Source organism: Nonomuraea sp. K271, assembly GCF_009908215.1.
Taxonomy (GTDB): domain Bacteria; phylum Actinomycetota; class Actinomycetes; order Streptosporangiales; family Streptosporangiaceae; genus Nonomuraea; species Nonomuraea longispora.
The window spans coordinates 1-13,539 of the sequence record NZ_JAAAHR010000047.1; the positions used below are offsets into that span (position 1 = coordinate 1).

At 69.9% G+C, this 13,539-nt stretch carries 16 protein-coding genes; 2 read left to right on the forward strand and 14 right to left on the reverse strand.

Annotation, left to right across the window (positions count from 1 at the left end; all coding sequences use genetic code 11):
• The 4 genes from GUY59_RS18230 to GUY59_RS18245 all read right to left on the reverse strand — a co-directional run.
• Positions 1-141 (reverse strand): precorrin-6A/cobalt-precorrin-6A reductase (locus GUY59_RS18230; protein WP_171055391.1); only part of this gene is annotated, 141 nt, incomplete at its 3' end.
• The gene (cobM, locus tag GUY59_RS18235) at positions 126-881 is read right to left on the reverse strand and encodes a precorrin-4 C(11)-methyltransferase (RefSeq protein ID WP_138201043.1); all 756 of its coding nucleotides are present in this window, start codon (positions 879-881) and stop codon (positions 126-128) included. The genes GUY59_RS18230 and cobM, both read right to left, overlap by 16 nt.
• Positions 878-2,086 carry a precorrin-6y C5,15-methyltransferase (decarboxylating) subunit CbiE gene (gene cbiE / locus GUY59_RS18240; protein ID WP_138201044.1) on the reverse strand — a complete coding sequence of 403 codons (1,209 nt, stop codon included), beginning with the start codon at positions 2,084-2,086 and terminating at the stop codon, positions 878-880. Before cbiE ends, cobM begins: the two co-directional genes overlap by 4 nt.
• Positions 2,083-2,478 carry a pyridoxamine 5'-phosphate oxidase family protein gene (locus tag GUY59_RS18245; protein ID WP_138201045.1) on the reverse strand — a complete coding sequence of 132 codons (396 nt, stop codon included), beginning with the start codon at positions 2,476-2,478 and terminating at the stop codon, positions 2,083-2,085. The genes cbiE and GUY59_RS18245 overlap by 4 nt, the downstream gene beginning before the upstream one ends.
• A gap of 63 nt (positions 2,479-2,541) precedes the next feature.
• Between GUY59_RS18245 and cobF the strand changes: the two genes are divergently transcribed.
• Positions 2,542-3,300: a precorrin-6A synthase (deacetylating) gene (gene cobF / locus GUY59_RS18250; RefSeq protein ID WP_138201046.1), complete on the forward strand. Its 759-nt coding sequence runs from the start codon at positions 2,542-2,544 to the stop codon at positions 3,298-3,300.
• A gap of 338 nt (positions 3,301-3,638) precedes the next feature.
• Here the strand turns inward: cobF and GUY59_RS18255 are convergent, their stop codons facing one another.
• The 10 genes from GUY59_RS18255 to GUY59_RS18300 form a co-directional block, all read right to left on the reverse strand.
• Positions 3,639-4,421 carry a MerR family transcriptional regulator gene (locus tag GUY59_RS18255; protein ID WP_138201047.1) on the reverse strand — a complete coding sequence of 261 codons (783 nt, stop codon included), beginning with the start codon at positions 4,419-4,421 and terminating at the stop codon, positions 3,639-3,641.
• Positions 4,422-4,541: 120 nt separating this feature from the next.
• Positions 4,542-6,107: a serine hydrolase domain-containing protein gene (locus tag GUY59_RS18260; protein WP_236667258.1), complete on the reverse strand. Its 1,566-nt coding sequence runs from the start codon at positions 6,105-6,107 to the stop codon at positions 4,542-4,544.
• Positions 6,108-6,185: 78 nt separating this feature from the next.
• Positions 6,186-6,575, reverse strand: a complete 390-nt coding sequence (locus tag GUY59_RS18265) for a hypothetical protein (protein ID WP_138201048.1) — start codon at positions 6,573-6,575, stop codon at positions 6,186-6,188.
• 178 nt (positions 6,576-6,753) lie between these two features.
• Complete coding sequence (locus GUY59_RS18270) at positions 6,754-8,016, reverse strand: sensor histidine kinase (protein WP_201761022.1); 1,263 nt, start codon at positions 8,014-8,016, stop codon at positions 6,754-6,756.
• Between the two features lie 8 nt (positions 8,017-8,024).
• Complete coding sequence (locus GUY59_RS18275) at positions 8,025-8,678, reverse strand: response regulator transcription factor (RefSeq protein WP_138201049.1); 654 nt, start codon at positions 8,676-8,678, stop codon at positions 8,025-8,027.
• A 326-nt stretch (positions 8,679-9,004) separates the two neighbouring features.
• Positions 9,005-10,528 (reverse strand): alpha/beta hydrolase, encoded by a 1,524-nt coding sequence (locus GUY59_RS18280; RefSeq protein ID WP_138201050.1) that lies wholly within the window; start codon positions 10,526-10,528, stop codon positions 9,005-9,007.
• Between the two features lie 189 nt (positions 10,529-10,717).
• Positions 10,718-11,080 (reverse strand): alpha/beta fold hydrolase, encoded by a 363-nt coding sequence (locus tag GUY59_RS18285; RefSeq protein WP_138201051.1) that lies wholly within the window; start codon positions 11,078-11,080, stop codon positions 10,718-10,720.
• Between the two features lie 88 nt (positions 11,081-11,168).
• A complete protein-coding gene (locus GUY59_RS18290) occupies positions 11,169-11,579 on the reverse strand; it encodes a DoxX family protein (protein WP_138201052.1) in 411 nt (136 codons plus the stop codon).
• 163 nt (positions 11,580-11,742) lie between these two features.
• Positions 11,743-12,054, reverse strand: coding sequence for a DUF1905 domain-containing protein (locus GUY59_RS18295; protein WP_201761023.1), 312 nt, complete (start codon positions 12,052-12,054; stop codon positions 11,743-11,745).
• Between the two features lie 63 nt (positions 12,055-12,117).
• Positions 12,118-12,531, reverse strand: coding sequence for a VOC family protein (locus GUY59_RS18300; protein WP_138201053.1), 414 nt, complete (start codon positions 12,529-12,531; stop codon positions 12,118-12,120).
• 121 nt (positions 12,532-12,652) lie between these two features.
• On the opposite strand from GUY59_RS18300, the gene GUY59_RS18305 reads away from it, so the two are divergent.
• Complete coding sequence (locus GUY59_RS18305; protein WP_138201054.1) at positions 12,653-13,525, forward strand: sigma-70 family RNA polymerase sigma factor; 873 nt, start codon at positions 12,653-12,655, stop codon at positions 13,523-13,525.
• Positions 13,526-13,539: the final 14 nt, after the last annotated feature.

Here is a 13,539-nt window from a genome sequence, read left to right on the forward strand (position 1 = left end):
CTCCCGCACCTCCCCCACCGGCAGCCGAGGATTGGTCACCCGGCCGGCCAGCGACGACACCGCGTACGTCCCCCCGCCGGCCAACTCGGCGGCCAGGGCACGCGCCTCGGCGGTGCCGCCCAGGATCAGGACCCGGCGCACGGCCGTGCCCGTTCCGCGCTGTAGAGGTGGCTGTCGGGGAACTGCGTCGCCGAGAGCACCCGCCCGACGACGATCACCGCCGTGCGCCGGATGCCGGCCTCGTGGACCTGACCGGCGATGTCTGCCAATGTCCCGCGCAGGATCACCTCATCAGCCCTGCTGGCCCGCGCGACCACCGCGACCGGGCAGTCGGGGCCGTAGGAGGGCAGCAGTCCGGCCACCACCGCGTCGATCCGCTGAACGGCCAGGTGCAGCACCATCGTCGCGCCACTGGCGGCGAGCGTCGTCAAGTCCTCACCCTCGGGCATCGGCGTGGCCCGTGCCGAGGTGCGGGTCAGGATGATCGTCTGGCCGACCCCGGGCACAGTCAGCTCGCGGCCGAGCGAGGCCGCCGCCGCCGCGAACGCCGGCACTCCGGGCACCACCTCGTACGGCACCCCGAGCGTGTCCAGCCGACGCATCTGCTCGGCCACCGCGCTGAACACCGACGGGTCGCCCGAGTGCAGCCGGGCCACGTCCAGGCCCTGATCGTGGGCGTCGGCCAGCTCCGCGACGATCTCGTCCAGCGTCAGGCTCGCCGTGTCCACCAGCCTCGCATCCGCCGGGCAGGAGGCGAGGAGCTCACGCGGCACCAGCGAGCCCGCGTACAGGCACACCGGCGAGGACTCCAGCCGCCGCAGCCCGCGCAGCGTGATCAGATCGGCGGCGCCTGGGCCCGCTCCGATGAAGTGGACGGTCACGGCCGATCCTTCCTGGTGACCGACCAGACGGTCACCGGCATCGCGGCCCGCCATCCCGTGAACGAGCCGACGGGCGAGGCTCGCTGCACGGCCAGACGCACCAGATCGCCGCCGAGCCGGGCGTACCATCCGGCCACGACGGCCTCGGACTCCAGGGTGACGGCGTTGACCACGAGCTTGCCGCCGGGCCGCAGCGCCGCCCAGGACCTGTCCAGCAGTTCGGGCACGGTCGTGCCACCGCCGACGAACACGGCGTCCGGTGCGGGCAATCCGTCCAGGGCGGTGGGCGCCCTGCCCTCGACGACCCGCAGCGACGGCACGCCGAGTGCATCGGCGTTGCGCCGGATCGCGGCGGCCCGATCGGCCCGGCTCTCGACCGCGACGGCGGCGCACGCCGGGTGGCTGCGCATCCACTCGATGGCGATACTGCCCGCCCCCGCGCCGACGTCCCACAGCAGTTCGCCGGGCACCGGTGCCAGCCGCGACAGGCTGACGGCGCGGACCTCGCGCTTGGTGAGCTGTCCGTCGTGCTCGAACGCCGAGTCAGGAAGGCCGGGGACGCGGGCCAGCGGCTCGGTGCCCGGCTCGGCGACGCACTCGATCGCGATCACGTTCAAGGAGGAGGGCGCGGACGCCGCCCATCCGTCTGCCGTGCTCCGCAGCTCCGACTCCGCCGCCGCGCCCAGATCCGACAGCACCGTCATCGGACTAGGGCCGTACCCCCGCCCGACCAGCAGCCCCGCCACCAAGGACGGCGAGTCGACCCCCGCGCCGAGCACGACGATCCGCCGTCCCGGCAGCAGTGCGGCGTTCAGAGCCGCCGGCGGGCGGCCCACGAGGCTCACCACCTCCACCTGTTCGACCGGCCAGCCGAGCCGGGCACACGCCAGCGACAGCGACGACAGGTGCGACAGCACCCGGACCCGCGAGGCGCCCAGCAGCCGCACCAGGGTGGAGCCGATGCCGTAGAACATCGGGTCGCCGCTGGCCAGCACGCACGTATTGTGATCGGCGTACTCCTCCATCAGCGCGGGCAGCGCCGGAAGCAGCGGTGACGGCCAGACGACCCGTTCGGCGGTGGAAGCCGGCACGAGGCCGAGCTGCCGGGTGCTGCCCATGAGGACCTCCGCCGCCTCCAGCGCACGGCGCGACTCGGCGGGCAGCCCGTCCCAGCCGTCCGCGCCGATGCCGACGACGGTGATCACACGTTGCCCAGCACGTTCGTCACCCTGATCTCCACGACCACCCTGGACGGGTTCGGACGCGGCGGCTTGTAGCGGGCGGCGTAGCGGCGCTCGGCGTCGGCCACCTGCTCCGGCTCGGTCCGCAGCACGGCGAGGCCCTCCAGCGTCGACCACCGGCGGCCGTCCACCTGCGTCAGCGCCACCAGCGCGCCGGACGGGCCGGACCGGGCGATGAGCCTGGCCTTGTACGAAGATCCGGAGGTGATCACACGGGCGGTCGCCGTCGCCAGGTCCAGCGTGGCCCCCACCGGGACCGCGTGCGGCGGCCCGCCGGGGCGAGAGGTGGCGATCGTGCACAGATGCCGCTCCTGCCAGAACGCGGCGAAGCCCTCGCCCTGCTCGGCCAGATCCACGGTCCTCCTCGGGTGCTTTAGCGAGCGATATCGTATATCTCCCGCTCTGGCACACTCTTATGGGTGAAGCGGCTACTCGTCATCGGCATCGGCGCGGGCGATCCCGACCATCTCACCCTTCAGGCGGCCAAGGCCATCGCCCGCACGGACGTGTTCCTCCTCGTCGACAAGGGCGAGGTGAAAGACGAACTGATGCGACTCCGGCAGGACCTGATCGCCGAACACGGCCGCCCGCCGTACCGGATCGCCGAGGCCCGCGACCCCGAACGCGACCGGGACGCCTCCGCCTACACCGCAGCCGTCCAGGACTGGCGCTCGCGCAGAGCCCTGGCCTGCGAAGCGCTCATCAGCGAGGAACTGACCGACGGCGAAACAGGGGCGTTCCTGGTCTGGGGAGATCCGGGCGTGTACGACAGCACGCTGGCCATCGTCGAAGAGATCCTCCAGCGCGGCAACGTCACGTTCGAGTACGAGGTGATCCCCGGCATCAGCAGCGTGGCCACCCTGACCGCCCGCCACCGCACCAGCCTCAACCAGGTCGGACGGCCCGTCCACCTCACCACGGGGCGCCGCCTGGCCGAGGAGGGCGCCACCGCCGACGACATGGTCGTCATGCTGGACGCCCGCTGCTCCTTCGCCGGCCTGGACGACTTCCACATCTACTGGGGCGCCTACCTGGGCACCCCTGACGAGATCCTGGTTTCCGGGCACGTCGCCGAGGTCGGCGACCGCATCCGCGAGCTCCGCGCCGAAGCGCGCGCCCGCAAGGGATGGATCATGGACACCTACCTGCTGCGCCGAACTCCTCGCGCCGATCGTTGAGGTGCCGCCCCCAGGGCAGTGCCTCCAGAAGAGATCATCGGGATTGGCGGCCAGCGGTTCGAGCTGTTCGCGGACGACGCTCCGATACAGTACTCCGGCTGTGTGGGCGGGGTCGCGAGCTAGCCAACCCGACAGACGAGTCAGGCGAAGCGGCAACGGACCGGTGGAGCCCCGCAACCAGCGGAGGTTTCGGGGCGACACGTCGAGCAGCAGCCCATGGGCGAGAGCCGCCAGGCCCGTGAGCAGCTCGGCCAGCGGTCGCCAGTCCCCGTCGCCGGCGATTCCGGCGTCCGGAGCTCCCGGCCGGTCCCGGTCCTTCGGCCTGGGGACCGGCGCGGTCAGTGGGTGTCCGGTCTGGGGATACGGATGCCCGCGGCGCGGAGTTTGGCCTCGATGAGCGCGACCCCCCGGGAGGTGGCCGATCCCTGCTCTTCGCCGTGGTGGGCGATCAGGTGGTACCGGGCCGCGGCGTCGGTGCGGGCTTGCAGGCTGGTCACGATCTTCAGGTGTGCGGGGTTGGCGAGGAAGTGGTCGGCGATGGCGGTGGCGAGGTCGGCAATGCGCGGGTCGTCCGGCTCCCAGCTCGAAGCTTCGGTGGCGCGCTTGATCAACGCGACGAAGCGGGGGTCGTCGAGGGCGTGCTCGACATGGGTGAGGTAGTCGTCGAAGCCCTCGGGGACCAGGGCCCTGGCCAGCACCCAGCCCTCCCTGGTGGCCGCCACCTCGTCGGCGGGGAAGCCGAGGCCGGACAGCCGCTCCAGCAGCGCCAGGGCGCGGTTGGGCAGCGGAGCCCGGTCGCCGTCGGCGAGCCGGTGCAGCATGTCACGGCGCGCGATCAGCTCCTCGATCCGTTCGGTGAGCTGCCGCTCGACACCGGCGAGCGCGGCGGCGAACAACGCGGGGTCGGCGTCGAGCAGGGGCCCGACTTCGGCCAGCGGCACCCCGGCGGCGGCCAACGTCCGGACCTGCACCAGCCGCAACAGCTCGCCCGATCCGTACCTGCGGTAGCCGGAGCTGTCGCGTTCCGGCTCCTTCACCAGGCCGAGCTTGTGGTAGTGGCGCACCGTCTTCACGGTGACGCCGACGAATGCCGCCGCCTGCCCGATCGTGACTCCGTTCATCGGCACAATCCTGCCTTGTGCTCCTGCTCGGCGACCGGGCGGACCACAGCCGAGCAGGTGCGTTCTCCCTGGTGCATGGCCGGAAGGGGTCGCCTTTCGAGACGTACGGGGCACAGATGTTCAGTCCGCCGGCTGAGCCGGATCGGCCTGCTCGCCGCAGAACACCTCGTTGACGAGCCTTCGCTGGGCGCTCTGGAATGCTGACGCCACGGACAGATCGACGTCGTCCACCCAGTTCAGTACGGCCGTCAGGGTCTTGCCGCCGCCGGGCGTGCTGCACATCATCCCCGCGGAGCCGGCCAGGCCGCCGTTGTGGGTGATGACGGTGCCGCCGCAGTCCGTCTTCTGGACGAACACCCCCAGCCCGTAGTCCATGTTCGGGATGCCCGTCGGGCGCGGGGCGCACATCTCGGCCAGCAACGGGGCCGGCAGGAGTTTGCCGCCCATCAGCGCGGAGATGAACGTGGCCAGGTCCTGGCTGGTCGAGATCATGTCACCGCCGGTGGAGACCCAGGAGGGGTTGTGGCGGGTGATGTCGATCGTCTTCCGCTCGCCGTCTTCCTCGTAGCAGTGATAGAAGTGGGCGTGCGGCTCGGGGATCTCCGGCGAGGCGTCCGGCACCACCGTGCCCGACAGCCCGAGCGGCCCCAGGATCCGCTCCTGCAGCTCCTCGGCCAGCGAGCGGCCGGTGACCTTCTCGATCAGCAGCCGGGCCAGCACGTAGTTGGTGTTGGAATAGCTCCAGCCCGTCCCCGGCGCGAACCGGGCCGGCTTGGACAGCGCCAGACGTACCAGTTCCTCGGGCCGGTAAGTGCGGAACCGGTTGTCCACCCACTCCTTGGCCGTGGTGCCGTAGGGCACGGGGATCCCCGGCACCATCGTCCCGTCGCCGCCGTCGTCGCCGGTGAAGTTGAACAGCCCGCTGGTGTGCTGCAACAGCATCCGCACCGTGATCCGCTCGTTCAGCCCGAACTCGGGCAGGTAGACGGCAGCCGGGGTGTCCAGCTCGATCTTGCCCTCGGCCACGAGCTGCAACACCAGGGTCGCGGTGATGGTCTTGGTGTTGCTGCCGATCCGGGCATGCCCGTTGACCGGCGGCTTGGCGGTCCCGCCCAGCTCGGCCACCCCGGCGCTGCCGGCCCACTCGCCCCGCTCGTCGCGCACACGCAGCGACATCCCGAGGAAACCGGACTCGACGATCTCCTCGATCGCCTTCTGCAGCTCCGGACGATCCTGCCCGGCCGCGGCTTCCAGCACGGCCCCGCTGTCCGCGACGGCCACCCCGGCGGCGTCGAGCGCTTCGGTGATCTTGCGGGCCATCTCGGCCGTGGCGGGGCTCGGCCGGCCCCGGTGCGTCTGGGCGGTCTCGACGGCGACGAGGACGGTGCTGCGGAAGCTGTCGGCCTCGGCCGGGTCCTGCTGTTTCAGGAGGTTCATGGCCGCCGTCAGGGCCGGCAGCACGCGGTCGGCGATCTCGGCCACGGACTTGCCGTTCAGGTCCTTGCCCTCAGGGTGGTCGGCGAGCACATGCCCGATCAGACCGGTGGCCGGCCCCAGCGCGATGCTGCCGGAGGTGGCGATCTTGTGAGGCTTGCCAGGGGCGCCGGCGGCGGCCATCAGCGTCACGGCGCCGTACGCGGCAATCCGCAGGGTGCTCTTGTCCTGATCGGAAAGGATGATCGTCATGGTGGTTCGCCCTTCGACGTGTTGGGTCCGCGGCGTCGCGCCGCTGCGCCGAGCTTCCACCCTGACCCGAGGTCAACCTCAACCGCGATCCAGAGCACAGCCGCTTCGGGTCTGAGACAACCTCGGGAGCAGGACGCCGTCCCCCGCCGGGTGGCAACTGTCCCGGTGAAGGCCCCCTATCCGAAACACGTGCGCGCGCGTGTGGCAGGAAGTTCCACTGCGCAGCAAGTCGCCGACGACCAGGTCGACACCTCGATCGGCCTCATCGACCGGGGTCGGCTCCATCACCTGGGCGAAGGCCACCAGGGTGGCCATCTTGTGGTCCCCGCCCAGGGCGTTGACGGCCTGGGCGGGGGCGGCATTGGCGAAGCGGGCCAGTGCGGCGATCCGGCCCGGCGAGATGGCCGACAAGTCCCAGTGTGGCATCCAGACGCGCAGTTCCAGGTGCCGGTCGACGGCCTTGGCCACGTCGGTGCCGCTGACGTCGTGGGGCTGCGCCGCAGCCGGTTCCAGCTTGGAAGACCGAGCGGCCCTCCTCCACGACGACCAGCTCCTCCAGTGCGCGCCGCTGGCGAGGGCTGAGAGCGGAGCCCAAGCCGGTGCCGGCGCAACGCCGCGCGTTCGCGTAGCCCGGCGATCACCCGCTTCAAAAGCTGACCAGCGGGGTCGTACGGGCCTGCGCCGAGGGTGGCGGGGCCGGCCGAGGGATCGGGAAGGTGACCGCGATAGTCAGGCCGCCCTCAGACCTCGCGCTGGCGGTGATGGTGGCGGCGTGGGCGGTCGCGATGGCCTGCACGATGGACAGGCCGAGGCCCAGCCCTTCGCCGCGGTCGGCGCGGGCGGTGCCGAGACGCTGGAACGGCTGGAAGAGCTGTTCGACGGCGTTCGACGGCACCACGGGACCGGTGTTGGCTACGGTGAGGACGGGGTGGCCGTCCACGATCCCGGTGGTGATCTTTACGCGGCCGTGTGGTGCGTTGTGCCGAATGGCGTTGTCCAGCAGGTTGGTGACGAGGCGTTCGGCAAGGGGGCGGTGACCGGTCGCCAGAGCGGGGGAGATCGACGCCTGGATTGTCACGGTCCGGTGGACGGCCTCGAGCCTGTGGGCCTCGATGACCTCGTTGGTGAGCTGGCCCAGGTCGAAGGGGTGATGGACGTCGATGCCCGCGTAACCGCGGGTCAGGGTGAGGAGCGCTTCGATGAGGCGTTCCTGCTGTGCGCCCGCGATGAGGATCCGCTCGTGGGCCGCCCGCAGGGAGCCCACGGTGGCGTCGGGGTCGCAGAGGGCGACCTGGCCGAGTGCCCGCTGGCGGGCCAGAGGTGTACGGAGCTCGTGGGAGGCGTTGGCGACGAACTGGCGCTGTGCCCGGAAGGCGGCGTCGAGCCTGCCCAGGAGGTCGTCGAAGGTGTCCCCCAACTCCTTGAGTTCGTCACCCGGGCCGTCAAGGGCCAGGCGGCGATGCAGGTTGGTCGCCGAGATGTCCCGCGCCGCCGCGGTGATCGTGCGCAGTCGGCTCAAGATGCGCCCGGCGACGATCCAGCCCAGCGCGATCGAGATCACCGACATCAGGGCGAGGGCGATCCAGGACTGGATGAGGAACTGCTCCACGAGGGCGGACATCGAACGTGTCACGGCCTCCTCCGCCAGGTGGACCTCGGCTTGGTGGTCGCTGGGCGGCGGAAGCGCGAACGGGTCCACGGGCTTCGGGGTGGTGCCGGGGGCGGGGATGAAGCCCTTGACAGGCAGGCGGGCGACGGCGTGGCGCACCAGGAAGTTGGTGACCGTCAGCAGGCCGGCGCCGGAGAGGAGGAACAGGCTGCCGTACAGGAGGGTCATCCGCAACCGCACCGTACGGCGCGGCAGGTGCGGTAGGGCTATCCGGCTCGCGAGCCGGTTCACGACGCGCACGTTCGTCCTCAGATCCGGTATCCGCTCTTGGCCACGGTCTCGATGATCGGGGGATCCCCGAGCTTGGCTCGCAACCGGCTGATCGTGATCTTCACGGCCTTGGTGAACGGGTCCGTGGCCTCGTCCCAGACCCGTTCGAGCAGTTCCTCGGCAGAGACGGACCGGCCTCTGGAGGCCAGCAGCAGCTCCAGCACGCCGAACTCCTTGGGCGCGAGCTCCAGCGGCCGATCTCCCCGGCTCGCCCTGCGCCGCGCGGTGTCGACCACGAGGTCTTCATGGCGGAGCACCGGCGGCACGACCGGATGGGCGCGGCGCGCCAGCGCACCGACCCGCGCGACCAGCGCGGGAAAGTCGAACGGTTTGGGGAGGTAGTCGTCGGCGCCCAGGCCGAGCCCGTCGACCAGGTCGTCCGTCGTCGCGGCGGCGGTCAGCATCAGCACCCTGCTCCGGCACCCGGCCGCGATCAGCCGGGCGCACACGGTGTCGCCGTGCATCCCGGGCAGGTCCCGGTCCAGCACGATCACGTCGTAGTCGTTGCACACCGCGCGCTCCAGACCGCCCGGACCGTCGAACGCCACGTCCACAGCCATCCGCGCCCGGCGCAGACCAACGGCGACCGTCTGCGCCATCTCCTTGTCGTCCTCCACCACGAGCACGCGCATCGCCGCCTCCTCACAAGCCGCGCGTCCGGACAGGAACGCATATCAGTAAGGATGTCCTATATCGGGTTGCCTTAGGGTTTCATTCCTCGTGCGGCCGGGCCGTGCCGGAGGGCGTCCCCGGCTGGAACCAGGGGCTGCTCGGCTTCGGGCCGTTCCGTGACGAGGCGGTCGGCCGCCTCCGTCTCGGTCGTTGCGGCGGACGCCGCCCGTTCGAGCACGTCGAGGAGGGTATACCGGATCCGGTCGATGTGCGCGTGCCTCGCCGTCCGGCGCTGCCGGGACCGCCATGAGGCGTGTCCGGCAGCGCGGCGAAGTATGAGGATCGGCTACGACTGCGGCGGCCGCGGCCCTCCGGTGCCCGGAACCTCGATGCCCGCGCAGCTACTGCCACGCGCCGGGACCTTGAGGTTGATCAGGTAGTCGTCGATCAGATCGTTGACGCAGTCACTCGGCCCGTAGGCGACGGTGCGGGGGTAGACGGTGTGCCCGTAACCCTCGTAGGTGACGAGGGTCGCTCCGGCCTGCTTCGCGGCGTTCTTGGACCAAGCGTAGACGCTGGCGTACTCGTTCACGTTGCCCACCATGACTATCGGCGGCGCGCCGACGATCTCCAGGGGCGCCTGGGGGTTGGTGGCCTTGCCCGGGTATCCCGCGCAGTCCAGGACGGCCGCGCGATGGACGTCGTTCCACATCATGTTGGGGTACTTCGCGGCGAGCCGGGAGAGCAGGGTCTTCAACTCGGAGTACTGCTTGATCCGGAAGTTCCAGTCCTGGCAGAACGACGCCTGCCGGGTGAAGTTCTGCGTCTTCCCGGCCTTCGCCTTCGGTGCGGCCTTCGGCTTGGACATCGCGGCGCCGCCGTCGTAGAGGGACTTGAACGTGCTGGCGACGTCCTTCCACAACTCCGGCATGTTCACGCCGAGGGCTATCCGGGACAGTCCGTACACATCGAGCGGCTGGCCGTTGAGCGGGTCTTTGAGCGTTCCCTTCTTGGCCCGCTCGCGCAACTCGCCGAAGATCTTCTTGGTGCCCCTGCCGTACAGGGCACAGTCAGCGGTCTTGTCGCACCAGGCGGCGAACTGGAGGAAGTTTTTCTCCGCCGGGGCGGTCGCGGAGTCCATCATCTCGGTGATGGTCTCGATGCTGTGGTCGACGTTGCCGTCGGCGACACTCGCCCGGACGCGATCGGGGAACATCGCGGCGTACTGCTGGACCCTTACGGTTCCGTACGAGTATCCGATCTGGGTGATCTTGTTCTCGCCCAGCGCGGCCCGGATGGCGTCCATGTCCCGGACAACATGCAGGTTGTCCATGTGGTCGTACAGGGGACCCGAGAGCTTGCGGCAGTTCTCGCTGAGCTGCTTGTTGGCCAGCTTCAATGATTCGAAGGCGGCGTTGCTCTGCGGCATCGGGGTGTTCATCACCTTGTCGACCAGCGTGGTCGCGCACTTGATCTGGGTGCTGGTGTTGATGCCGCGCGGGTCGAAGGTGACGACGTCGAAGCGCTCCTGCACCGCCGCGGTGAACTGCGGGTCTCGCGCGAGCACGGCGACGCCGGAGGTCCCTGGGCCGCCCGGGACCATGAGGGCGGTACCGATACGGGTGGAGGCGGGACCGGTGGCCTTGCGGCGGGCCAGACCGATCTGGATGGTCCGGCCCTTGGGCCGCGACCAGTCGAGCGGCACCTTGATGGTGGCGCACTGCATGCCTTCCTTGGGCTCTGTACAGGATTGCCAGTCGATGGCGCTCGCCTGTGCCTGAGCGACCACCGGGGTGGCCACGACAAGCGAGGCCACGAGCGTCAGCGTGCCCGTGAGGACGGCCGGCAGGGGGCGACTGGGAAGTCTCATGAAAGACGGACCCTTTCGGTGAGTGCGGGGGAAGATACACCACTGCTGACGGCACGGATCGGCTGCGCGATCCGTGCCGTCATTCACAGTCAGAAGACTTAGCAAGGCGGTGGTTTCGGGGCGGTATCGGCGCTCATCGGACGCCGGGGCACCGCACCTGCCAAACCCGCCGGTGGACCAGGCGCCGGCTCAGGTGGTGGTCCAGGTGACGGCCGGGAAGATGGCCGAGCATGGGGAGATCCCGGTCCCCGCAGGATTCGTGGGAGCGCCCGGAGCCTTCCGGTGGCCGCGTCGAAGGAGACGGCGTAGCTGTGCAACGGCCGCGAACTTCGTGATGTCCGACGCCAGAGCCTCCGGAGCCCGGAACGGGATCATGTGGGGCTTCATCGGCATGACGACAAGCCTGGCCAGTGGCTTCCCGCGGGTGGGCCTCCTCGGCCAGTCCTGCGGGACGAGCCCGTCGAGCTCCCCTCCGACCACCAGCGTGGGCACGGCGACGTGCGGGAGCTTGTCCTCCGCACGGTCCCGCATCGCCGCGTTGAAACTGGTCACGACCTGCCGGACAACCGCGGTTCGAGTTCGGCGATGCGGTCCCTCCCGCCATGACCCGGCCGCCGCCGGATCGCGGGGGCGTGTGACCTCATCGAGGGAGGGCGTCGGATTCGGCTGCCGACAGGAGGTGTCGCCAGTCGGCGGGCCAGTTGGCCAGTGCGAGGATGCCCATGATGACGAGGTGGGTCGGCGCGGCCCAGCTTCCCACCGCCGGATCGTGGTTGACGATGTGGGTGGTGACCGCACCGGTGAGCACGAACATCAGCGTTGTGGCACCCACGAAGCGCGTACGCCGGTCAGGGATCACCAGCAAGACAGCGGCGACACCTTCCAGGGCACCGACCACGAAGCGCATCCAGGAGGGGTAACCCCAATCGACGAACTTCACGGAGTACGCGGTGCTGAATATCGTGTCGCCCGGCCAGTACTTGGTCACGGCTCCCAGCATGAACTGAAGGGCCAGGAACCAGTACAGACCGGTCTTCAGGTGTTTCGACATGTACGGTCTCTTCCGAAGGTTGGGCGGAATCGAACCTCCGCGCGGCGATGGCATTGCCGACGGAGTCTTGGTGTGGGTTCAGCCCCGCAGGGCGGCGATGGCTTTCTCGTTATGCCGCCGGCGCGTTCCGGGCTTCCTCACGCTCTCCATGGCGCGCACGCGCTCACGTTTGCGGCTGTCCGGTGAGGCGGTCGCAGGCGGTGCGGGCGGCCGGGTCGTCGTTGAGGGCTCGGGCGAACTCCGCGGGGACGACGATCCGTAACTCGGTGTCGAGCTCCAGCTCGACACCGATCTCCTCACCTATCGCGACACCCGCGGCCTGCCGGTTGGCGTTGCTGAGACCGAGCAGGTGACGGCCGCGCAGGATGGCGACGCGGCTCTTCCAGGGATGCCCGTTGACGGTGATCGTCACTGGCGGTCGCGCGCCCCCGCCGAGAGCCTCCGCCACCTCGGGCGGGACTTCCAGCTCTCGCATGGGCTCGGGCGGCTCGACGAGGGTGCGGACCTTCGCGATCTGTTCCTTGCCTTTCCTCTGCGGCTACTCCGCGGAGGGCTGATCCTTGCCCTGGGCGCTGTAGCCGACGCGCCAGATGTAGCCGTCCGGATCGGCGAAGGTGCCGCCGTACCCACCCCACGGCAGGGCGTCGGCGGGCTTGAGGATCGTGGCGCCGGCTTCCTCGGCCTCCCCCATCACCTCGTCAACCCGCGCCTCACTACTGACCTCGTAGGTAAGGACCAGCCCACTGAAGCCGCTGCCCTCCGAGCTCGTGCCCACCAGCTTGGCCAGGCCTGCCCGGCCGTAAAGGCCGATGGGAGAGGCGCCGTCGGACTCGAAGAACACCGAAATGCCGTAGTCGTTCTTGACCTTCCAGCCGAGCCCGTCGGTGTAGAACCGCTTGGCGGCCTCCATGTCCTGGACGCCGAGCAGGGTCGGGATCACGTGCGCTGTCATGTCTTGAGCTCCTGTTCGAGGTGTATGTGCTGCATGACCAGCAGGTGAAACGCCGGATGTCACATCGGCGTGTATTCACCGGTCAATCAGTAATGACCGGCTAGACGGAGGAATGTGACAGATGATCGAGCAGGACTGGCTGAGCGAGCGGTTCGCCGAGCACCAGGTTCGCTTGCACGCGGTCGCCTACCGGATGCTCGGCTCATCCGGCGAGGCCGAGGACGCGGTGCAGGAGGCGTGGCTGCGGGTCAGCCGTGCCGACACCAGCCAGGTAGAGAACCCGGGAGGGTGGCTGACCACGATCGTCGCCCGGGTCTGCCTGAACATGCTCGAGGCACGCCGAACCCGGCGAGAGGACGTGGCCGGGGCGCTGCCGCCCGAACCGGCCACACCACAGCCCAGCGTCCACCCGAACGGTCAGACCGGACCCGAGGATGAGGCGCTGCTCGCCGATTCGGTCGGTGTCGCGCTGATGGTGGTGCTGGACACGCTGACCCCCGCCGAACGGCTCGCGTTCGTCCTGCACGACGTCTTCGCCGTGTCATTCGCCGAAATCGGCCCCATCATCGACCGCTCCCCGGCGGCGGCCCGGCAACTGGCCAGCCGAGCCCGGCGTCGGGTGCAAGGAACGGCCGAAGCCTCCGATGCCGCGCAATCGGCCAAGCGGGACATCGTCGAGGCCTTCCTGGCCGCCTCCCGCAACGGGGACTTCAACGCCCTGCTCGAACTACTCGATCCGGACGTCGTGGCGGTCGAGCTCCGCGGCGCACGCGCGGTGGCCTCCTTCTTCTCCGGACGAGCCGAGGCCGCCCGGCTCGCTCTGGTCGACGGCGTCCCTGCGGCTGTCTGGGCACACCGGGGCCAGCCGAAGGCCGTCTTCGCATTCACCATCAGCGATGGGAAGATCACCCACATCGCCATCGACGCCGACCCCGACCGGGTCCGCGACCACGACATTGTCCTTCTCGGCACCGGCAACACGGAGCGGCGATGAGCCGGCCTTCCCAA